Origin of the sequence: Enterobacter hormaechei subsp. xiangfangensis, from assembly GCF_001729785.1 — a bacterium.
In the GTDB taxonomy this organism is placed as follows: Bacteria; Pseudomonadota; Gammaproteobacteria; order Enterobacterales; family Enterobacteriaceae; genus Enterobacter; species Enterobacter hormaechei_C.
In genome coordinates this window covers 2,301,222-2,321,258 of record NZ_CP017183.1, presented here as the reverse complement: position 1 = coordinate 2,321,258, position 20,037 = coordinate 2,301,222, and the positions used below count along the sequence as shown (strand labels likewise).

Annotated in this window: 20 protein-coding genes; 7 read left to right on the top strand and 13 right to left on the bottom strand. The window is 52.2% G+C overall.

The genetic code is table 11. The features are described from left to right. The 5 genes from BFV63_RS11125 to BFV63_RS11105 form a co-directional block, all read right to left on the bottom strand. Positions 1-573, bottom strand: coding sequence for an NAD(P)H-dependent oxidoreductase (locus BFV63_RS11125; RefSeq protein ID WP_045346197.1), 573 nt, complete (start codon positions 571-573; stop codon positions 1-3). A gap of 150 nt (positions 574-723) precedes the next feature. Next, positions 724-1,758, bottom strand: a complete 1,035-nt coding sequence (locus BFV63_RS11120) for an amidohydrolase family protein (protein WP_048240781.1) — start codon at positions 1,756-1,758, stop codon at positions 724-726. A 102-nt stretch (positions 1,759-1,860) separates the two neighbouring features. Then, on the bottom strand, positions 1,861-2,808 hold the full coding sequence (locus BFV63_RS11115; protein ID WP_024908509.1) for an aldo/keto reductase: 948 nt from the start codon (positions 2,806-2,808) through the stop codon (positions 1,861-1,863). A gap of 84 nt (positions 2,809-2,892) precedes the next feature. Next, positions 2,893-3,582, bottom strand: coding sequence for a type 1 glutamine amidotransferase domain-containing protein (locus BFV63_RS11110; protein WP_045349947.1), 690 nt, complete (start codon positions 3,580-3,582; stop codon positions 2,893-2,895). Positions 3,583-3,593: 11 nt separating this feature from the next. Continuing rightward, a complete protein-coding gene (locus tag BFV63_RS11105) occupies positions 3,594-3,899 on the bottom strand; it encodes a hypothetical protein (protein ID WP_045910563.1) in 306 nt (101 codons plus the stop codon). A gap of 139 nt (positions 3,900-4,038) precedes the next feature. Between BFV63_RS11105 and BFV63_RS11100 the strand changes: the two genes are divergently transcribed. After that, positions 4,039-4,938 (top strand): LysR family transcriptional regulator, encoded by a 900-nt coding sequence (locus tag BFV63_RS11100; RefSeq protein WP_024908506.1) that lies wholly within the window; start codon positions 4,039-4,041, stop codon positions 4,936-4,938. Between the two features lie 36 nt (positions 4,939-4,974). Here BFV63_RS11100 and BFV63_RS11095 read toward each other — a convergent pair whose 3' ends face one another. Next, positions 4,975-5,883 (bottom strand): LysR family transcriptional regulator, encoded by a 909-nt coding sequence (locus BFV63_RS11095; protein ID WP_048240784.1) that lies wholly within the window; start codon positions 5,881-5,883, stop codon positions 4,975-4,977. Between the two features lie 212 nt (positions 5,884-6,095). Here BFV63_RS11095 and BFV63_RS11090 point away from each other — a divergent pair, with 212 nt between their 5' ends. The 3 genes from BFV63_RS11090 (at position 6,096) to BFV63_RS11080 (ending at position 9,339) form a co-directional block, all read left to right on the top strand. Next, positions 6,096-7,082 (top strand): aldo/keto reductase, encoded by a 987-nt coding sequence (locus BFV63_RS11090; protein WP_048240786.1) that lies wholly within the window; start codon positions 6,096-6,098, stop codon positions 7,080-7,082. 46 nt (positions 7,083-7,128) lie between these two features. Further along, positions 7,129-8,310: an aldo/keto reductase gene (locus tag BFV63_RS11085; protein ID WP_048241843.1), complete on the top strand. Its 1,182-nt coding sequence runs from the start codon at positions 7,129-7,131 to the stop codon at positions 8,308-8,310. An 84-nt stretch (positions 8,311-8,394) separates the two neighbouring features. Continuing rightward, the gene (locus BFV63_RS11080) at positions 8,395-9,339 is read left to right on the top strand and encodes an SMP-30/gluconolactonase/LRE family protein (RefSeq protein WP_057059094.1); all 945 of its coding nucleotides are present in this window, start codon (positions 8,395-8,397) and stop codon (positions 9,337-9,339) included. A 51-nt stretch (positions 9,340-9,390) separates the two neighbouring features. Here BFV63_RS11080 and BFV63_RS11075 read toward each other — a convergent pair whose 3' ends face one another. From BFV63_RS11075 to BFV63_RS11045, 7 genes are all read right to left on the bottom strand, one after another. Then, positions 9,391-10,428, bottom strand: coding sequence for an aldo/keto reductase (locus BFV63_RS11075; RefSeq protein WP_048240789.1), 1,038 nt, complete (start codon positions 10,426-10,428; stop codon positions 9,391-9,393). Between the two features lie 167 nt (positions 10,429-10,595). Then, entirely contained in the window at positions 10,596-10,802 is a 207-nt protein-coding gene (locus BFV63_RS11070; RefSeq protein WP_048240790.1) for a hypothetical protein, read from the bottom strand. A 21-nt stretch (positions 10,803-10,823) separates the two neighbouring features. Continuing rightward, complete coding sequence (locus tag BFV63_RS11065; RefSeq protein WP_048241845.1) at positions 10,824-11,783, bottom strand: LacI family DNA-binding transcriptional regulator; 960 nt, start codon at positions 11,781-11,783, stop codon at positions 10,824-10,826. Between the two features lie 77 nt (positions 11,784-11,860). After that, the gene (locus BFV63_RS11060; protein ID WP_057059095.1) at positions 11,861-12,766 is read right to left on the bottom strand and encodes an ROK family protein; all 906 of its coding nucleotides are present in this window, start codon (positions 12,764-12,766) and stop codon (positions 11,861-11,863) included. Positions 12,767-12,809: 43 nt separating this feature from the next. Continuing rightward, on the bottom strand, positions 12,810-13,124 hold the full coding sequence (gene chbA, locus BFV63_RS11055) for a PTS N,N'-diacetylchitobiose transporter subunit IIA (protein WP_015366645.1): 315 nt from the start codon (positions 13,122-13,124) through the stop codon (positions 12,810-12,812). Between the two features lie 25 nt (positions 13,125-13,149). Then, positions 13,150-14,472 carry a PTS sugar transporter subunit IIC gene (locus tag BFV63_RS11050; RefSeq protein WP_024908496.1) on the bottom strand — a complete coding sequence of 441 codons (1,323 nt, stop codon included), beginning with the start codon at positions 14,470-14,472 and terminating at the stop codon, positions 13,150-13,152. Positions 14,473-14,486: 14 nt separating this feature from the next. Beyond that, a complete protein-coding gene (locus BFV63_RS11045) occupies positions 14,487-14,798 on the bottom strand; it encodes a PTS sugar transporter subunit IIB (protein ID WP_015366647.1) in 312 nt (103 codons plus the stop codon). A 169-nt stretch (positions 14,799-14,967) separates the two neighbouring features. On the opposite strand from BFV63_RS11045, the gene BFV63_RS11040 reads away from it, so the two are divergent. The 3 genes from BFV63_RS11040 to BFV63_RS11030 all read left to right on the top strand — a co-directional run bounded on the left by BFV63_RS11040 (position 14,968) and on the right by BFV63_RS11030 (position 19,992). Then, positions 14,968-16,239 carry a PTS sugar transporter subunit IIC gene (locus tag BFV63_RS11040; RefSeq protein ID WP_057059096.1) on the top strand — a complete coding sequence of 424 codons (1,272 nt, stop codon included), beginning with the start codon at positions 14,968-14,970 and terminating at the stop codon, positions 16,237-16,239. A 208-nt stretch (positions 16,240-16,447) separates the two neighbouring features. Continuing rightward, positions 16,448-17,785: a maltoporin gene (locus BFV63_RS11035; protein WP_048240795.1), complete on the top strand. Its 1,338-nt coding sequence runs from the start codon at positions 16,448-16,450 to the stop codon at positions 17,783-17,785. Positions 17,786-17,796: 11 nt separating this feature from the next. Next, a complete protein-coding gene (locus tag BFV63_RS11030) occupies positions 17,797-19,992 on the top strand; it encodes a CBM35 domain-containing protein (protein ID WP_048240797.1) in 2,196 nt (731 codons plus the stop codon). Positions 19,993-20,037: the final 45 nt, after the last annotated feature.

The window sequence follows — 20,037 nt, the reverse complement described above, 5'->3', positions numbered from 1 at the left end:
TTATTCTCCCTCTGGATTATTCACGACGGAATTGAGCAGATGGACGAGCCTTAAAGCGTGTTCCCGGGCAAGCGTTTTTTGCTGCGCGAGTTTGTCTGCATCCCGATCGGCATAGCTGATACCGCAGGTATAAACCGGCTCCAGCAGCTCAAGATTGCACAGTTTTGCTGTGGTCTCGAACGGAATTAGATACTCTTCAATGGCATGGCCAAAGAAACCGTCAGCGGTATAGAGCGCCTGTGGCGCCCCTGTAGTGAAGGAGAGGAGCAGCTTTTTACCGCCCAGTTTCGCCGTTGAGCCATGCGCGAAGCCGTGGACAAAGACCTCGTCCAGCCATTGTTTCATTAACCCGGGCAGCCCATACCAGGAAAAAGGAAACTGCCAGACAATCACATCGGCCCTGAGCAGGCTTTCCTGCTCCGCAGCGATATTGAATTTGCCGTCCGGATAGAGCCAGTCCAGACGACGAATTTCAGCATCGGGAAGGGCGGTCGCCACTTCATCAAGGATCGTGGCATTGGCGACGGAATGGGTAAGCTCAGGATGGCCTGAAACAATAAGGATATTTTTCATTTCAATGAGTTAAATATATTTGGTGAATGTTTAACCCAGTATAGAGTGACACCATTATTTTTTTTAGAGCAGTAAAGACTCATTCACTTTTAGACAAAAACTAATAATGGTCGACTGTTCTCATTGTACCGGTCATCACGAACCCGTGAACTACGCCGTGATGCCCAGTAAACGTTCTGCATTGCGAAATGCGATGGCCTCTTTTTCAGCCTTGTTGACGGGCAGACTGTCGATAAAGGTTTTTACACCGTCCAAGGTCTGATAGGGATAATCGACGGAGAACAGGATCCTTTCTGCCCCCATTAACGCGTAGATAAACTGGAAGTGCGGCAGCGACAGCATACCTGACGGGGTAACGTAAACGTGCTCCTGGAAGGTTCTCGTTAGCGTGCGTGACAGACCCGTTGCAGCCAGTGGTAGGCTGTCATCAAGACGCTGGAGCCAGAAGGGTAACATCTCCCCCCAGTGGCCACTGATTACCTGCAGGTTGGGATATTTATCAAATGCGCCCGATAACATCAGCCGTAACAAATGGATCCCCGCTTCGTGATGCCAGCCCCAGCCAAACATAGAAAGCCTGGCGTTGACCTCTGCGCTGAAGCCCGTGAAGTAGGCCTGCTGTACGCTTTTAAGCGGTAATCCGGGGTGAAGATAGAGTGGCACATTCAGTTTATTAAAGCGGGAAAGCAGGGAGTCATAGTCAGGATGATCGAGAAAGCATGAAGAGGGTCTGCCATTCAGCAGTGCTCCTTTAAATCCTAGTTTTTCAACTGCGCGGACAAGCTCATTTTCAGCATCTTTCGGCTGTGCCCAGGGAAGTGTGGCAAATGCCGCGAAGCGATCTGGGTGATTTCTTACCGCCTCGGCAAGGCGATCGTTTGCCGCCGTATTTAATGTTACCGCTTCATCCTCGGGTGCCAGCTGGGGGAATCCGCCCACAGAGAGTATCTGCAGGGTAATTCCCGCCTCATCCATATCCCTGAGGCGGCGGCTTCCCAAATCAGCGCCTTTCGCGTTTATCAGCGCATTCTTTTCTATCTGCGGCCGGCTTCGGTCAGGATTATGACCATCAGCGACGGTTTTCCCCCAGTCGCCAATGAAAGGTGCCTGCTCAAGCGCAACAGGCATACACGCTCGACCTAACTCGCTGTCGAGATAATGTTCTTCGAGGCAAATGATTTTCATATTCTCACCCTTCATACAAAGCAGTAAAAGTGATACAGATTAGGATCGCCCGGAACTGTCCATACGTGAATGTGATTCATGACAGTCTGTTCCGGATGGGCTTTACACCATCGGTTTTTCCCAGGCGCCTCGTGTATCCACTCTGGTCTCTGCGGCGAGTTGTTCCAGCAGGATGATTTCCTCATCGCGTAACTGGATGTCTGAAGCGCAGGCGGCGTCCAGCACGTGATGGGCTTTAGTCGCACCAACGAGGGGAAGGGTACCTTTTGCAATAGCCCATGCGATGGCTATCTGTGCAACGCTGGCATTCCTTTCGGCTCCCATTTTTTTCATGGCGGCGGTTAATCTTTCAATCTGCGGCAGTACAGCGTTATAACTTTCGGCCCGGCCACTCCCGGCAGGCATGGGATGATTTGAATCATAACGACCACTGAGCGCGCCTTGCTCCAGGACCATGTAAGCAAAGAACGTGATGTTATTTTTTCGGCAATAATCAAGGATCCCGGCCTCTTCAGAAGCGCGATAGAGCAGGCTGTAGTGATTTTGTACTGCACTGAGGGAATAACCGGAAGCGTTAAGGATTTCGTTGGCGCGTCTGATTTGTGCCAGATTGTGGTTGGAAACACCTACGCGTTTGACCTTACCGCTTTGTAAAAGTGGGATCAGTCCTGGCGTCCATTTCTCAACGTCGAGGGGATTATGGATCCAGTAGATATCAATCGCGTCCACACCCAGACGTCCAAGGCTGGCCTCAAGCATATCGCTGACAGGCTGCGCTGACTGTTCGTTCGCAATCTGCGGTGTGAATTTGGTGGATAAAATCATATCCTCGCGGGGGAACTGACGGACTAATGCTCCCAGCGCGGCCTCGGAACTCCCCATGCCATATACTGCTGCGGTATCCCAGAGATTGAGGCCCTTACTCATGGCCGTGGTGAACACGTCTGCCATCTGAGTATCAGAAAGATGATTGCCGAAGACGGTGTCGCCACCGGCGAAACCTGTGCCCCAGGACCATGTGCCCAGCGCGACGGAAGGTAGTGTTTTCATATTCAGCTCCTGTAAAAAGGCCGGAACATTGCTGACGTAAACCGGCCAAAGAGGGTGAGTAACGGTGAAAAAGAGATGAATGGATTAAGCTGACTGGCGGAGGGCATTTAACAGCGCCACACCGACACCGTGTGCTGAAGCGGGATTCTGCCCCGTGATAAGGCGACCGTCAGTAACCACATTTTCAGACCAGTTCGGGGCTTCATGATGAAGCGCGCCATGCTCGCGAAGTGCAGTCTCAAGCAGGTAGGGAACCACATCTGTGGTGTGAACTTCTTCCTCTTCCTTGTTGGTAAAGGCCGCCACGTTTTTGCCTTTCACCAGGTATTCGCCGCTGCTGAGCTTTGCGTCAACCAGTGCCGCAGGTCCGTGGCAGACGGCTGAGACAATCCCATCACTTTCATATACTTCGCGGATAATACGCTGGGCATCCTGGCTGTCGCGGAAATCCCACATGGTTCCATGGCCGCCCGCAAAGAAAACGGCGCTGTAGTCGGTACCGTTCAGCTCGGATAACGCTGGTGTTGTTGCCAGGCGCTGCTGAAAATCGGTTTCGTTCCAGTACCAGGCGTTGACAGAATCACTGAGGTCAAATCCATCCACCGGCGGCTGTCCCCCGCGAATGCTGGCTATCATCGTTTTTAGTCCGGCATCTTCCAGTACTTTCAGCGGATGCGTCAGCTCGGCCAGGAAAAAACCGGTTGGTACACCGGATGCGCCTTTAATCGGATGACTGGAAACGACACACAGCACGGGTTTATCTGCAGGTTTCATATCGGGCCTCACTATTTATTTTTAAATTCAGCGGCAAAGAGATTTTCCCAGTTAATAAAGGAGCCAAGCGGAATGCACTCAAAGCTTAATAAGCCAGCTTTTGCCAGCGGGAATTCGGCCATTACGTTCATCGCTTCATCGACAGAGTCACATTCAAGAAAAATAGCGACGCCAGGTCTGTCCTGACGGAAGTAGATGTCGCGGATGAAGCCGGATTTATACAATCCCCAGGCGTGTAGCGCTTCAGCGTTAAGGTGTGGAGCATATTTTTCCAGCGATGCTCCAGGTGCGGGGATATCCAGACATAAAATTCGCATCATAGTCTCCTGAACTCAGGTCGTTGTAGAAAGAGATAAAAGTATAAGAGGCGAATTTCACGAAGATTAGAGGAGCATTGACTTAAGCATCTTTAGACTGTACTTAATAATCAGGCGGAGATTGCTTTAGGAACACATTATGAATAACGCCCTGTATAACCAGATACGCATCTTTCAGAGCATTGCACGTGAGGGCAATATTTCGGCAGCCGCAAGAAAACTGGAAATTACGCCTCCCTCCGTCAGCAATGCGCTTAAGCTGCTGGAAGATCATATTGGCCATCCGCTTTTTGTGCGTACGACCCGCCGTATTGAGCTGACGGAAACCGGGCAGCTGTTGCTGGAACAGACCGCTGCGGCGGTGGAGTCGCTGGAACATTCGCTTGAAAGCATTCGCGACCAGAATCAGGAGCCCTCTGGTATCGTGCGAATCACGCTCTCGCGTTTTGCCTATCTGTTAATTCTTAAGCCTGCAATGGCGAAATTCTGTCAGCAATATCCGGGTATACAGCTTGAAATTTCGGTTTACGACGGTACCGTGAATGTTATCGAAGAGCGTTTTGATCTTGGGATCCGTTTTGGCGATATCCTCGAAGGTGGGGTGGTGGCGCGGCCGTTAATGAAACCCTTTCGTGAAGGGTTATATGCATCCTCAGCTTATATCAGCGAGCATGGAATGCCCGAGGTGCCGGCTGACCTCAGTCAACACAAGCTCATTGGCTACCGTTTTATTACTAACAACCGCATCCTTCCGTTGATTCTGAACGATCGCGGAGAGCAGTTGACGGTTGAGATGCCGGGGCAGTTAATCAGCAACGATATTGACGTTATGGCAGACGGGATCCGTAACGGCCTGGGAATCGGACGTTTGTTTGAACCCATCTTGCAGTTACAGCCGGACAGGGAGCGCTTTATACCCGTGATGGAGAGCCACTGGAAAACCTACCCGCCAGTGTATCTCTATTACCCCAAAAACGCGGGCAAAACGAAAAGAGTGAAGGCCCTGATTGATTTTCTGATATCCGCTACGGGACGATAAAGACGATAACGCCTCGTTCAGTATGGAGGCGCTATTTCACAACCCCAGCGGCCTGGCCTCCTGTATGAACTCAATCAGAAGGCGAAGCCCGGTCGGCAATTGCCGGCGGCTTGAATAATAGATATGAAAACCTTCCTCCAGCGGGGACCATTCCGTAAGCACCAGGCGGAGCCGTCCATCTTTCACATAGGGGGCAACAAGAGGCTCCGGAAAATACATCAGGCCGGCTCCACCTAAGACGGCCACAAGGCCCGTTTCAGCCTGATTGACCGTCACAGAGCCTGGCACAGTGATTTGGTACGTTTCGCCGTCTCGCTCAAGTTCCCAGCGATAAATCCGATCGTCGCCGAGACGATTGCTTATACAGCGATGGTGCAATAAATCATCCGGATGTTCAGGCGTTCCGTAGCGTTCCAGGTAACCGGGGGATGCCGCGATAACCCAGCGAATATCGGCAGATAAACGTCGGGCAACCATGTCTTCCGGAACGGTGCCACCATAGCGGATACCTGCATCGAAGCCCGCATCAGTGACGTCAACCATACGGTTGCTGGCCACAATATCGATTTCAATATCGGGATAGCGATCCATAAACGCGGGCATAACCGGTGCAAGCAAAAGATTGGCCGCTTCAACGGCTGCATTGATGCGGATACGCCCGGTAGGCGTATTACGATACCGGTTAAGCGATTCAAGCGCGCCTTCTATCTTGTCGAAAGGCTGAAGGACAGACTGAACCAGCTCTTCACCTGCAGCCGTAGGGGTAACGCTCTTGGTCGTGCGATTAAGGAGGCGAACCCCGAGCCGGGTTTCCAGTCCCTTCAGGGCATGACTAAGCGCTGATGCACTGACACCTAATTCAATCGCCGAACGGCTGAAACTGCGATGACGTGCAATAGCCATGAAATAAATGAGATCGGCGACATCAGCTCTGCTTATTTGCATACAGAATCGTTTTCCTTGTGCGTTAAGGCCCGAATGCGTTGATACGGAAATGATATACACCATAGACCGACCAGGGCTAATCCGTTGCTGAATTTATTTCACAAGTCCATCCACTCATCGCCTCTCACTGAACACGTTGTGCTTCGTTATTCTTGAAAATTATGCGCTCTGGCCGTCGGTCAGGGCGGAATATTCACCTAACGGAGCCGTGTATGAACTATACGCATCTTGGCCGCACCGGCCTGAAAGTCAGCCGCCTTTGTCTCGGAACCATGAATTTTGGTGACGTCACCGACGAGAAAACCAGCGCCCGCATTCTGGATGAAGCGCTTGAGGCGGGTATCAATTTCATTGATACAGCAGACGTGTATGGCACCGAGCAATCACCCGATATCCAGCAAGGTTCGGGGCTGTCCGAAGAGATTATTGGTCGCTGGCTCCAGCAGGGGGGCCGCCGTGACCGTATCGTTCTGGCGACGAAAGCCTATCAGCCTATGGGACCAGGTCCGAACGATCGCCGTCTTTCTGCTTACCATATTCGCAAGGCCTGCGAGGACAGTTTGCGACGGCTTAAGACCGACCATATTGACGTCTATCAGATGCATCACATCGATCGTTATACACCATGGGAAGAGGTCTGGCAGGCCATGGAGCTCCTTGTTCAGCAGGGAAAAGTGCTTTATATCGGTAGCAGCAATTTCGCAGGCTGGGACATTGCGACTGCGCAGTCAGTGGCCACGGCCCGTCATTCCCTGGGCCTGGTTGCTGAGCAAAGTCTCTACAATCTGACTGCCCGAACTGTTGAGCTGGAGGTCATTCCCGCATGCCGTCATTTTGGCCTGGGACTGATTCCCTGGAGCCCACTTGCCGGAGGGTTGCTTGGCGGCGTACTGAAAAAGATGGCCAGCGGGCGCCGTGCGAGGCCCGCGTTTGCCCGTCTAATCGAACAGTATCGTCCGCAGCTGGAAGCCTACGAAGGATTATGTGAGGACCTCGGCGAAACCCCTTCCGATGTGGCGCTTGCGTGGCTCCTGCAGAATCCTGTCGTTACTGCGCCACTTATCGGGCCTCGTACGGTCGAGCAACTCCGGGAGGCGCTTCACGCAACAACAATCACGCTATCAGACGACACCATGAGCTGTCTCGACGAAATCTGGCCCGGCCCCGGGGGAGAAGCGCCCCAGGCTTATGCCTGGTAATGCCCAAATTAATGAATCCATTCTTCGCTATAGGGAGTTCCAGTTTATGAGCAAGATGATGCATGACCAGCATTCTGCTTCCGTACCCGCTTCCCGGGATCGTCGCAATTTTCTGATCGCCGGCGCCGGTCTGGCGTTGGCCGCTACCACCCTTGGCAGGAGCGGAGCCGTGATGGCTAAACCGGCTGGTCAGGACACGTCGGGCGCCCCTTCGGATGCTGTTCCCGTCCAGAAGGAGACCTTAACCACGCGTAAACTCGGCTCGCTGGAGGTTTCAAGCATGGGACTCGGCTGTCTGCCTATGGTGGGGTATTACGGCGGTGGTCCGCGCGATCGTAAAGCCATGGTTTCGCTCATCCGGGCCGCCTTCGAACAAGGCATCACGTTCTTTGATACTGCCGAGGTGTATGGCCCCCATCTCAGTGAAGAATTTGTCGGGGAAGCACTGGCCCCTGTTCGCGATCGTGTGGTGATTGCCACTAAGTTCGGTTTCGGCGTGGAGGAGGGGAAGCCAACCTCCCTTAACAGTCATCCTGACCATATCCGCCGCGCCGTAGAGGGCTCGCTGAAGCGTCTGAAAACGGACCATATCGATCTTCTTTATCAGCATCGCCCCGATCCGAATGTGCCGATTGAGGATGTGGCGGAAACCGTGAAGGCGTTGATCCAGGAGGGTAAAGTGAAACACTGGGGATTGTCGGAAGCGAGTGCCAGGACAATCCGCCGCGCACATGCGGTACTCCCTGTGACTGCAGTACAGAGTGAGTATGCCATGTGGTGGCGTGAACCGGAGACGCGGATATTTCCAACGCTCGAAGAGCTGGGTATCGGCTTTGTACCTTACTGCCCGACCGCCCGGAGTTTCCTTGCCGGGGCAGTCAATCCAAGCCAGCGGTTCGACAGCACAGATCGGCGGCATAACCTGCCACGCTTCCAGCCCAATGCCCTGGCCAAAAACATGGTACTGCTTGAATTCGCGCAGTCGTGGGCCCGCCGCAAAAACACCACTCCGGTTCAGTTCGCGCTGGCCTGGGTGATGGCTCAGCGGCCATGGATAGTCCCCATCCCGGGTACGACGCAATATCCGCACCTGATAGAAAATAGCGGTGCACCGCAAGTCCGGTTGACGGACAGCGAGTTACGCGAAATCGATGCAGCGCTTGCCAGGATCCCATTGCAGGGCGGTCGCGCAGATCCGTTTACCGAAAGTCAGTTTGATAAAAGTTAAACGGTGATGGCCACCTTTAGACTTACTGTCACAGGGAGACTGTAGGTAAAGTCTCCCTCTGTGTTTTTGCCGGGGATAAACCACATGAATGGACTAAATCATAACGCGCTTACGCGCAGTGCCGTCCCCATACCGCCCTGCGAGCGTTCTCTTCAGACCGTGGAGGCCCAGCCGTACTTCAGCGTTTCAGAGGCGTCGCTCGTGCTCGAAGGGGCGGTGTTCGATCGGAACAATAACCTGCTGTTTGTTGATGCGGCGACGGGGCGCGTGTTTAAGCTCACCCCGGAGCGGCAGCTTTCCATTGTCCTTAAGGAGAATACCTTCGGTGCTTCCGGCCTGGCGGTACACAAAGATGGACGGATCTTTATCGCGTCGGTGGGCGATATGCAGCGTGGGTCTGTTCGGGCTATCGAACCCGACGGCACCCGTGAGCAGATGATTGTTGATCCTGAAGGGGGATTTCTTGCCAACGACCTTGTCTTTGATAATCAGGGCGGATTTTATTTTACAGACAGCCGGGGAAATTCAGCCGATCCACAGGGTGGGGTGTTCTACGTTAGTCCCAACGTCGGGTCAATTCACGCCATCCTGCCCGGACTCGCTGTCGGGAACGGCTTAGCGATTGACCCTGACGGTACTCTGATATGGGCCACTGAACACGCTAAAAACAGGCTTCATCGCGTAAGATTGTCAGACGCCACCACGATTGCCCCCTTTGGTTCGGTTGTTACCTATCAGTTCACCGGGCCCGCTCCAGATGGAGCCCGTGTCGACAGCGAAGGCAATGTATATGTGGCCATCTCAGGCCAGGGGCGCGTCATGGCCTTCAACCGCAACGGACTGCCGATTGGGCAAATTGTGCTGCCTGACCGCGCCAAAGGTCGTAACCTTAAATCGACAAGCCTGGCTATCCGACCCGGACATCACGAGTTGTTCATTGTCACCAACAGCGGGGCCGAACCTGGTGGAGCGATGATTTTTCGATCGGGCGCATTCGCGCCGGCACCGCTTCCCTTTTCACATCAATGACCGGGCATGAGTGGCCTGGGGGACCCGGCAACGCCGGGCCAGGGTAGGGCATTAACAGTCCTGTATTGCTGAAGGCGGCGTGAGTGAAGGTGGCGTATCCGGAAGTGGGGGAATGATCCCGTCGACGGGATGCGGCAGATAGTGTGCCTCGAGTTCCATGATTTCGGCATCGCTAAGTGAAAAGTCCAGTGCGCTGATAGCCGTGGAAAGATGTTCTGGTTTCGTCGCGCCGATGATCGGGGCTGTGATGACCGTTTTTGATAGCATCCAGGCAATTGCAACATGGGCTCTTGGCACATGGTGCTTTTCAGCAATGCTGGCAACAACATCAATAACGGGCTTATCCAGAAGGGCTGCGTTCTCATACATTTTTAACGCAAAGGCATCGTTTTGCGTTCGTCGGGACGTGACACTCCAGTCGCGCGTGAGCCTGCCGCGTGCCATCGGACTCCAGGGGATCACACCCACGCCCTGGTCTTCACACAGGGGCAGCATCTCGCGCTCTTCTTCCCGGTAAAGCAGGTTGTATTGCGGTTGCATCGTAATAAATCGGGTCCAGCCGTTACGCTCTGCCGTATGCTGCATTTTTGCAAAGCGCCAGGCTTCCATAGATGATGCGCCGATGTAACGTACTTTTCCTGATTTAACGAGGTCATGCAGAGCCTCCATGGTCTCTTCAACAGGCGTGGAGTGGTCAAAGCGGTGAATCTGAAAGAGATCCACGTAATCCATGCCTAAGCGCATCAGGCTATCGTCAATAGACTGAAAAATGGCTTTGCGGGAAAGAAACCCGGTATTGGGTGAGTTGCGCCACGGAAAGAAGGTCTTTGTCGCCACAACAATCTCATCGCGTCTGGCCATTTCTCTCAGCGCTTTTCCAGTGATCTCTTCAGAACTTCCGCCCGAGTAGATATTCGCGGTATCAAAAAAATTAATGCCCGCTTCAAGCGCCTGACGAATGAGCGGGCGTGACGCCTTTTCATCCAGGGACCAGGGTTGAGGCAAACGTTCAGGTTCGCCATAGCTCATACAACCGAGACAAAGACGGGAGACTTGCAAACCGCTACGACCCAGATTTACATACTTCATTCTGTGTTCCTTCTTTTATTGCCAGCAATTCTGTATGTGACAGGGTATTGCACTGACATGAAGGGAACCAGCATGCGCCATCGAATGGTGTTATGAGTTTTTTTCACAGATGGGCGTAATCGTCATTGGATTTTACATACCAGGACAGCGCCTACACACAGACATCATTAATTATTATTGGGTGAGGTTTTCAGGCACGGCTGACAAACAGGAATAACAATTTTTTCACGGTGTTCCCCGCGTTCATAAACACAGATTGTACCTTCATCTGTATTGACCTGTTCCTTGAGCGGGAGCTCTGGTTCCTGCGCAAAAATGCGAAAAGATGCGACCAAAATCAATGCCAGAGAACACAAAAGCTGGACTGCATTCATATCTTCACTCCTGAAAAATATTTAACTCATTTCCAGCACCGACTGGCGAGGCGTAAGCTTACCAATTATCGGTGGCAGTTCCGTTTCGCGAAGCGGACGACTCTCAACGATGCTTTTAATGCGCTGTACGCACTGGTGCAGGAGGGGTTCCATTGGCCAGGAAATGCAGGTCAGTTGCGGGTATAACTGCGTGGCCAACGGTGAATCCTCAAGACTGAGGAGGGATACCTCCTGAGGCACGGCAATATTAAATTCTCGGAACAGGCGCATGGCCTCTGCAGCATAAGCATCACGCTTAACTACGATGGAAGAGAACTTGCTCAGACTATTAATAAGCGTCAACAGCGCGCGTTCGACATTATCATTGGCTGTTAATACCAACTGGCGATTAAACGGAAATGAGTAGTTCTGCAACACGTTGCGATAACCTTCAACCATTCGCTTGCTTGCGTCATCCGTCTCGTTATCGATAACCAGCGCGATGTTGCGATGGCCTTTACCTATCATGTAGCGGCAGGCGCTCTCCGTAGCAAATGCGAAATCGTAGCCCTGACTTTTCGCATCCACCACGGGGCGGTCGAAAGAAATCACGTTATCGCCACTGCCCGGTACAACTGGTCCGAACACCACAACGGCGGCGCATTGCCGTTGTAAATCATCTACCGAAGCTGCATGTTCGACGTCATTATCCACATACTCGACGATCAGCGTTTTGTTCAGCACTTTCATTGCGCGCGCAAGCGCGGGAAGAATTCGCGCGCCACTGCTTTCATCACGTGAGGAAAGCACCACACCGATATGGCTTGATGACTGACTCGCCAGGTTTTGCGCGGCAAAGCTGGGGCGGTAGTTGAGTTCTTCAACGGCCCGTAATACCGCCTCACGGCTCTCTTCGCGAACACCTCGGGTTCCCGTCAGCACGCGGGAAACAGTTGCTCTGGAAACATTGGCTAATCGAGATACATCATCAATCGTAGGCATGGCGTTTTCTGCGTGGTGAGTTTTTATCATCTTAACATAACCCTCCCGAAGAATCGTCCCGTCGCCGGTCATGACACTCATGCTTCGTTCGCGCTCAGCCGGGGAAGCCAGGCTGCGCCACGTACGCCACTGGCGTCGCCAAAGCGCGCCGGAACAATGCGCGTATGGCAGGTTTCAGAAAAGAGATAAGGAAGAATCGCGACAGGCAGGTCATCATAGATTCTGCAGACATTCGACAATCCTCCTCCTAACACAATGACCTGGGGATCCAGAATATTGATGACTGACGCCAGGCTACGGGCAAATGCATCAATAAAATGCCGCCAGTGTTCGCGTGCCTTCGGTTCTCCCTGTTCTGCAGAGCTGATAATTTCCTGAGAGGTAAGGTTTCCCGGGAAACGACGGGCAAAACCGGTACCGGAAATAAAGGATTCAATACAGTTGTGCTTGCCGCAGTAGCAGGGCTGAGCGGGGCCGTCAATCGCTGGTGCGTACCCCGGAAGCGGGTTGTGCCCCCATTCGCCGGCAATGGCGTTTGGACCTTGTAACAAATGCCGGCGCACGGCGATCCCACCGCCACACCCCGTACCGATAATCACACCAAATACGGTGTCAGCCTTTGCACCAGCGCCATCTACCGCTTCAGAGAGAGTAAAACAATCAGCGTCATTGGCAATCCACACTGGCTGCTGGATACGTGAGGCAAGATCGGCTTTCAGATCGTGGCCATTAAGAACCAGGCAATTGCAATTTTTGATGAGCCCCGTTTGCGGGTCAATTGCGCCAGGCAGACCGACCCCTACGGTGAAGGGTTCCGGGCTAGCCGCGCGGGCATCATCAATAAGGCTCACCAGATGCAGCATAAACTCAGCGTAACTTTCTTTCTGAGTCGGCTGGCGCTTACGCCAGAGATAATCGCCTTGAGCTGAAAGCAATACAGCTTCCATTTTTGTGCCACCGATATCCAGTCCAAGATAATGCATACAATCCTCTGTCACAAGAGAGGCCGCGGCCTCTCTGCTGTCGTTATGCCTGGTGCGGGCGTGTACGGTAAATGTGAATAAGTTCGGTCACCAGCTCCCTGGCAAGAATGGAGGTCATCAGGTGGTCCTGCGCATGCACCATCACCAGCGTCATTTTGGTTTTCCCTTCGCCTTCATCAGCTTCAATAAGCTGGGTTTGAACAAGGTGCGCTTCGCGGGCAAAATGAGTCGCCTCTTTCATTAGTTGATCTGCGGCTTCAAAATCACCTTGCTTTGCGCAGCCGAGGGCTTCATAACAAAGGCTGCGCGACTGACCCGCGTTAATGATGATGCCCATAACTTGTTCTTCTAATTCCATGTTTTTTTTCCTCTATGTTCTACTTTCAGGCGGATTGAGCCGCATCTTCTGCATGTTCAACCGCGTTTTCATGCTCTTGTTCCAGAAGCTGTTTTTCGTAGGCCTTCAGGAAGGGGAAGTACATGACGGCAGATGTCACCATGCATATCAGGCACAGGATCACAGGGCTGAAGCTCCAGTTGGCTGCCCATGATGCGCCAATGGGTGCAGGTGTTGTCCATGGCGTCATCGATACCACACGGCTGACTAGATCGAGATCCAGTGCAAACCATGCAAAGGTGGCATTGACCATCGGGACCAGCACAAACGGCAGGAAAAACAGAGGATTCATAATGATGGGCGCACCAAACAGAATGGGTTCGTTAATGTTAAACACCCCTGGTACCACGCCCATTCGCCCAATAGTCCGCAAATGGATGGCTTTGCTGCGCAGCAAAAGGAAGGCCAGCGGCAGCGTCGAGCCAACACCACCAATTAGCAGGTAATGGTCCCAGAAACCCTGAACGTAAATATGCGGGATAGCTTCACCCGCGGCGATTGCCGCCTGGTTTACGGACAGGTTTGCCATCCAGAAAGGGTTCATAATACCGGTGACGATCAGCGCACCATGGATACCTGCAAACCAGAGCACCTGGCACACAAGCACCGAGAGGAGCACTGCGGGGAGCGTATCTGACGCGGCAACCAGCGGTTTCACCAGCGACATAATCGCTTCGGGAATGATCATCCCCAGTTGCGCTTCAATAAACAGGTTCAGCGGATGCAGCGTGATGACGATTGCCAGTACCGGGATGAGGATCTCAAACGAGCGCGCTACGCCGGTTGGGACCTCCGGCGGCAGGCGGATGGTAATATTATGTCGCTTCAGGAAGGCGTAAAGTTCCGTGGAGTAAATAGCCACCAGAATGGCTGTAAAGATCCCCTGACCGGAGAAGTAGGCCGTTGAAATCTGCCCGTCCTTCAATGGCGCAGCGACAAGCAAAAAGGCCATTAATGAAAGCATCCCGGCGGTAAGTGCGTCGAGATCGTGGTGTTTGGCCAGACTTGCGGCAATCCCGACGGAAATAAAGATTGTCATAATTCCCATGCTGAAGTTAAAGGGCAGCATGAGGGCTTCACGATGCTCAAGCGAGAATTGCAGCCATGCCCGGGCGAAGCCCCAGGACGTGTCGGGCGAGAAGGGGGGGAAGATAAACACCAGCATAAAAGAACCCACGATCATGAACGGCAGAGCGGTAATGAAGCCGTCACGAATGGAGGTGACATATTTTTGCTGGCCGACGGCGCCCGCCATCGGAGTAATTTTCTTTTCGATAATCTGAATTAGTTTTGCGTACAGAGAGCTCATAGGTTTTCCCTTCGTTATTTGTTATCTATCAGGGAGAGGGCGAAATCGAGAACGGCACCCCCTTTTTGCATGCCGTAATCCATCATGTTGATTGGCTCAACGCGGATCCCGTATTTATCGGCTTGTTTCTGAAGATCGCTTTGCATGTACTTCACCTGTGGTCCAAGCAATACCACCTGGTAGTGACCAACCTGCTCGGCAAATTCGGCAACGCCATACGCTTTGATTTCTGCTTCCAGGCCACGCTTGTGCGCTTCATCGACCATTTTTTTCACCAGCAGGCTGGTAGACATTCCGGCAGAACAACACAACATGATTTTTTTCATAACGTCTCCTTTGAATTTATGGCTGGAATATAGTCACCACGGAACAAAACGGAAAGCGCTTTCCGTTTATGGATAAGGTAATTGTGACCACGATCACTTGAGAGCACCTTTCACTTTGTATGAATGTGCGCGATCATCCCTGCTATTCACGAACTACTAAGGTCGAGTTATGAACATTCATTTGATGAATGTTGCTGTGGATTTGATAGAGCAACGCCTCACACCAGTAGCGAATATAATCACTAAGAATCAACACATTACAGCGATGCGAGACGGTTTTACTCTTGCGATGCCTTTTGTCATCGTGGGAAGTCTGATGGTGCCAATGCTGTTTCCACCGTTCGCCATTTCAAGCGCCTCGAGATTGGGATCTTTTTATCTGCTGCTGCGTCCGATGCTGTTACCAACCTTTGAACTGACGCTCGGCCTGGTGGCGCTGATTGTTGCATTCGGTGCAAGTGCCAGCCTTGCCAAGCAATATCAATTACCGGAACGGCTGTGCGGGCTCACCGGATGTCTCGCCTTTCTGCTGTTTATCGGCTTTCGGGATAATGGTGCGACGAATGTGTTTCTGGGAGGGATGGGGCTCTTTACTGCCCTCATTTCAAGCGCATATTCGATTGAAATAATAAGGCTTTTTTATAAGAGAGGATGGTGTATTCGTTTGCCGGAGGAGGTGCCGGTGATGACACGAAATGGCTTCCAGCTGCTGATGCCGCTGCTGGTGATTATGCTCTCCATCAGCGTGATGAATGCCGTGATGCTGCACACGACCGGACAAATTTTGCCGCAACTGATTGGGGAAGCATTACGTCCACTTATCGTGGCGTCGGATACTCTTACGGCGGTGCTTATCTCCTTGTTTCTGTGTAATCTTTTATGGTTTGTTGGTATACACGGTGCCCTGATCATAACGGGTATCATGAACCCGTTCTGGCTCACCTATCTGTTTGAAAATCAGCGAGCCCTGGCTGCTGGGGAGGCTGTGCTACCCCATATTTATCTCCAGGGGTTCTGGGATTTTTATCTGTTGATTGGCGGTATCGGCTCAACGTTGCCACTGGTGTTTATGGCAATGCGAAGCCGCTCAAGGCAGTTGAAGAGTGTGGGAAAGATTGGTCTTTTGCCTTCTCTGTTCAACATTAATGAGCCAATATTGTTTGGCTTCCCCGTCATCATGAACCCGGTTTTTTTACTGCCCTTTGTTTTTGTTCCGTTGATAAATGCCTGTATAGCCTGGTATTTGACGCAAATGGGTATCCTCGACAGGGCCGTTGCAATGCTGCCATGGTCAATGCCCTCACTGCTGGGTGCAGCATGGTCGGCCAACGGTAGCTGGAAGAATATGTGTATGTGCCTGTTTGCCTTTTTCAACGCATGGATGCTTTATCGTCCATTCTTTAAGGTTCACGAACGCCAGCTGATGCAGCTGGAAAAATAACGCTCCTCTTTCTGTTTCTGCCCATTTCTCGTGGGCAGAAGCTTAATTCGTTACCTTAATCACAAAAATATTCTCAAAGATCTCAAATTTGTGATTCAATCCGGCAAAGACGGAAAGCGCTTTCCGTTAATGGATGTACATTTCCATTTTTGATCCTTACATTTCCCCTGCACGTTTAACCGTGAAAATAAAAATTCAAAGGGAACCTATGCAAACGTTAATTAAATCAATACCTCTGTCCTTGATTACCCTCACTGTCATCAGCGGCTATGCCAGCGCCGATGAGAAATATGATTTTGCACTCCACGGCTATTTGCGCTCAGGGATCCTCGCCAACAGTGACGGAAACCGGGTGGATTCAGTGGGACTGATGCCCGACGGGAAATGGCGTCTGGGGAACGAAGAAGATACCAAGATTGAGCTTATCCCGACGGTCACGCTGAAATCAGACACAGGCGCAGTCGCCCGTGTTCAGGCCAACCTGACGCATCAAACAAAATGTACCGCAGACTGGAACTGTACCGACGATGACGGTAAAGAAACCCAGTTCCGTGAAGGTTTTGCTGAGTTATCAAATCTCGATTTTGCGCCGGATATGACTTTCTGGGCGGGTAAACGTTACAGCAGCTCCAATCTTTCCAGCCACCAGTTCGACTGGGAGTATATTCAGTACAACGGAACGGGGGGCGGGTTTGATAACCTGGATTTAGGCTTTGCGCGCTTTGACGCCGGCGTTTATGCGTTTTCAACAACGGATGAAGCCAAAGCCTATCCCGTGGCTCTGGGGGATCAGGGATACCCTGACGATTACTCGTTTAACCTCTGGTTTAAAAAAATCGGCGGCACCGGGCTGGATGTTGAGCTTATTGGCCACCATATGAACCGCAACGAAAACCATCCCACTTCTGCTGAAAAAGGTTATGGCGTGACGGCGCTGTATAACGTCGACAGTTTTTATGGGCTGACAGGTGGCTATTCCCGCATTGTTTTCCAGTACGGCAAAGGGCTCGCTGCCGCTGACTCGCTGGGTAAAAACGGCTGGGGTTGGGCAAACTTAGATGACACCCAGTCCTGGCGCGTGATTTTGGATGGTATGGCCAGCCTGGGCGAAGTAGAAGTTTCGACCTTTGCGTTTTATCAGAAAGACAAAAACTACCGTTGGTGGACCAGCGATGATGACGGCTGGGGACGCTCCATGTGGGTCGCGGGTATCCGGCCGTATCATCAGATAACGAAGAATTTCGCCATGCAATATGAAGTGGGTTACGAATATCTGGATGATAAAAACTACATGGGGGTAAACGGCAAAGGGAAGGGTGGCCTGACCAAAGTGACCATTGCGCCGACGCTCACCTTTGATTCCGGATTCTGGAGTCGTCCACAGCTGCGCTTCTTTGCCACGTACGCAAAATGGGATAAAGGCGTCTCGGATGCGATGGACAGAAATTACGACTGGAGCACCGGTACCCTTAGCCCGGGGGGATACTCTCGCAGCGGGGATACCGATACGCTGAATTTTGGTGTACAGGCTGAAGTCTGGTTCTGAGGAGATAAGAGATGGCTTTCCCGATTCGAAAACTTCTGATCGTCTCCTTACTGTCCGCGCTGGGAAGCGCGGGAGCGCTGGCGGCGGAACAATCCCATTTTGAACATTTTATTACTCGTGATGGTGCTGCGTTAAAAGACGGCGATCGGCTCTTTCGCTTTGCCGGGATCCACGCTCCGGAGCTGCATCGTATAGAGGATGACGCGAGAGGGACCTGCAAAGCGGATCCGCGCGGGTGGGGGCAATATTTCAAATGGCCTACTGCTGAAGAGCAAGAAAACTGGATTAAAGCCCTGGTACAAACGGGTGCTAAAGCACAGCGCGTGTATGTGCTATCCGTTCAGCAGGAAAACGACGCGGCCTGCGGACGTGAAACGCATATCCTGTCACCGGAAACGCCTGACGGCATGCCGCGGTTGAATGAAGCGGCAATGAAAGTTTATGACAACATGATTGCTGAAGCGGATAAGCAGGGGCTTCGCCTGATTCTACCGTTTATCGATCACTGGTGGTGGTGGGGTGGGAGAGAACAGCTTGCCGCATTTTATCATGAAAAACCTGAGGATTTTTATCGGACGGACAGTAAAACCTTCCAGGCTTATCTGGACGTGATTCGTCAGGTAATAACCCGGACTAACACCATTACGGGACGCCACTACTACGATGAAAAGGCGATTATGGCGTGGGAAACGGGTAATGAACTGGAGGACACTAACGCCGATTTTCTTCATCAGACATCAGCCTGGATCCGTAAATGGGCACCCCATCAGCTTATCGTCGATGGGACTTATAAAAAGGTGGATGATTTTGCGCTCAGCGATCCGAACGTCGACATCATCAGCAATCACTATTACACCAATGCCAATAACAATCATCCCGAGCAGGTGCGTAAAGATCTTGCGGCGATAGGCGGCAAAAAAGTGTATCTGGTCGGCGAATTCGGTCTGCTCGATCAAAAAGACCTGAACGCTATCATGCAGTCCATTGTCCATTCCGAGGTCAATGGTGCTCAGGCTGCAGGTGGCTTTATCTGGGGTTTTCGCGGTCATCGGCATGATGGCGGTTTTTACTGGCACAAAGAGTATACCGGGCACTATAGCTACCATCTGCCTGGCTTCCCGGATGAGGGGAAAGCGAACCAGGAGATGGAGGTTGTCAATCTGGTACGAACCGCCGCGGCACAAATGGCTGGTCTGAGCAAGGCGCCAGCTCTGCCGGTACCGGAAGCACCGAGGTTGCGCGAGAGCGATTCCCCCTTTGCCATTAACTGGATGGGGTCACCCGTTGGGCGTTATTACGACGTAGAAAGAGCGGCGGCGCCAAAGGGCCCATGGACACGCGTCGGAAAGGACATCTCCGACGGCAAAAATGAATGGGATCCGTCGAAAATGAGTCTTTTCCGCGATGACTATCGCAGCCTGACGCTCGGCCAGACTTACTACTATCGGGTAATCGCTAAGAATGAAAGTGGTCAGTCAGCACCTTCAAACGTAATTCGCCTGAAGCATACGCAGAAAAACCTTCCACCGGTTATCACTCTGCAGGACATGCTTTCCACCACTGTCGATAAAGGCGTTCAACTCAATGCGGCCTGGCTGGATGACAATCTGCCTGACACGAAAGTCAGCGTAGCGTGGAGTCATAACGGTAAGAATAACGTGCACTTCTGTGACAGCAGCAAAGAGGAAACCCGAGTCTGGTTCTCTGCGCCGGGTGACTATGCATTGACCTTTACTGCTGATGACGGGTTGCTGGAAAGCAGCAAAACGATAAATGTCAGCGTGAAGCCCGCTGTGAGGCCTGTACCGGCAGATTATTGCCGCTTTGGCAGCGGGACTCTTGATGTTAGCAAGGGAACACTTACCTCAACTAAAAGTGAAAAAGAGACCTTAGCCATCGGAGAAGACGGTTTTCTCGGTCCTTTCGCTCATGACGGAGACAGCGTGAGCTGGCAGGTTAACGCTCCCTGGGACGGTAAATTCGCCCTACATGTGAAATTTAACGGCAAATGGGGAAGCAAGAAAAACTCGGTCATCGTGAACGATGGGACGCCAGTCAGCATTGAGTTTCCGCAGACGGATGAGAAGGGCCAGACCATAGTCGTTCCTGTTTCGCTCAGAGAGGGGGCAAATACCATCAGTTTTGGAAAGTTCGCCGGCGACTGGGGATATATGTTCATCCAATCAATTGAAGTTACTGCAGAGTAGTTATTTGGCTGCCCTTCTGGGGCAGCTTTTTATCATTCAGGAGGC

Coding starts and splice junctions, on each gene's coding strand:
- BFV63_RS11125 (WP_045346197.1), bottom strand. CDS start 573: ATGAAAAATATCCTTATTGTTTCAGGCCATCCTGAGCTTACCCATTCC.
- BFV63_RS11120 (WP_048240781.1), bottom strand. CDS start 1,758: ATGAAAATCATTTGCCTCGAAGAACATTATCTCGACAGCGAGTTAGGT.
- BFV63_RS11115 (WP_024908509.1), bottom strand. CDS start 2,808: ATGAAAACACTACCTTCCGTCGCGCTGGGCACATGGTCCTGGGGCACA.
- BFV63_RS11110 (WP_045349947.1), bottom strand. CDS start 3,582: ATGAAACCTGCAGATAAACCCGTGCTGTGTGTCGTTTCCAGTCATCCG.
- BFV63_RS11105 (WP_045910563.1), bottom strand. CDS start 3,899: ATGCGAATTTTATGTCTGGATATCCCCGCACCTGGAGCATCGCTGGAA.
- BFV63_RS11100 (WP_024908506.1), top strand. CDS start 4,039: ATGAATAACGCCCTGTATAACCAGATACGCATCTTTCAGAGCATTGCA.
- BFV63_RS11095 (WP_048240784.1), bottom strand. CDS start 5,883: ATGCAAATAAGCAGAGCTGATGTCGCCGATCTCATTTATTTCATGGCT.
- BFV63_RS11090 (WP_048240786.1), top strand. CDS start 6,096: ATGAACTATACGCATCTTGGCCGCACCGGCCTGAAAGTCAGCCGCCTT.
- BFV63_RS11085 (WP_048241843.1), top strand. CDS start 7,129: ATGAGCAAGATGATGCATGACCAGCATTCTGCTTCCGTACCCGCTTCC.
- BFV63_RS11080 (WP_057059094.1), top strand. CDS start 8,395: ATGAATGGACTAAATCATAACGCGCTTACGCGCAGTGCCGTCCCCATA.
- BFV63_RS11075 (WP_048240789.1), bottom strand. CDS start 10,428: ATGAAGTATGTAAATCTGGGTCGTAGCGGTTTGCAAGTCTCCCGTCTT.
- BFV63_RS11070 (WP_048240790.1), bottom strand. CDS start 10,802: ATGAATGCAGTCCAGCTTTTGTGTTCTCTGGCATTGATTTTGGTCGCA.
- BFV63_RS11065 (WP_048241845.1), bottom strand. CDS start 11,783: ATGCCTACGATTGATGATGTATCTCGATTAGCCAATGTTTCCAGAGCA.
- BFV63_RS11060 (WP_057059095.1), bottom strand. CDS start 12,766: ATGCATTATCTTGGACTGGATATCGGTGGCACAAAAATGGAAGCTGTA.
- chbA (WP_015366645.1), bottom strand. CDS start 13,124: ATGGAATTAGAAGAACAAGTTATGGGCATCATCATTAACGCGGGTCAG.
- BFV63_RS11050 (WP_024908496.1), bottom strand. CDS start 14,472: ATGAGCTCTCTGTACGCAAAACTAATTCAGATTATCGAAAAGAAAATT.
- BFV63_RS11045 (WP_015366647.1), bottom strand. CDS start 14,798: ATGAAAAAAATCATGTTGTGTTGTTCTGCCGGAATGTCTACCAGCCTG.
- BFV63_RS11040 (WP_057059096.1), top strand. CDS start 14,968: ATGAACATTCATTTGATGAATGTTGCTGTGGATTTGATAGAGCAACGC.
- BFV63_RS11035 (WP_048240795.1), top strand. CDS start 16,448: ATGCAAACGTTAATTAAATCAATACCTCTGTCCTTGATTACCCTCACT.
- BFV63_RS11030 (WP_048240797.1), top strand. CDS start 17,797: ATGGCTTTCCCGATTCGAAAACTTCTGATCGTCTCCTTACTGTCCGCG.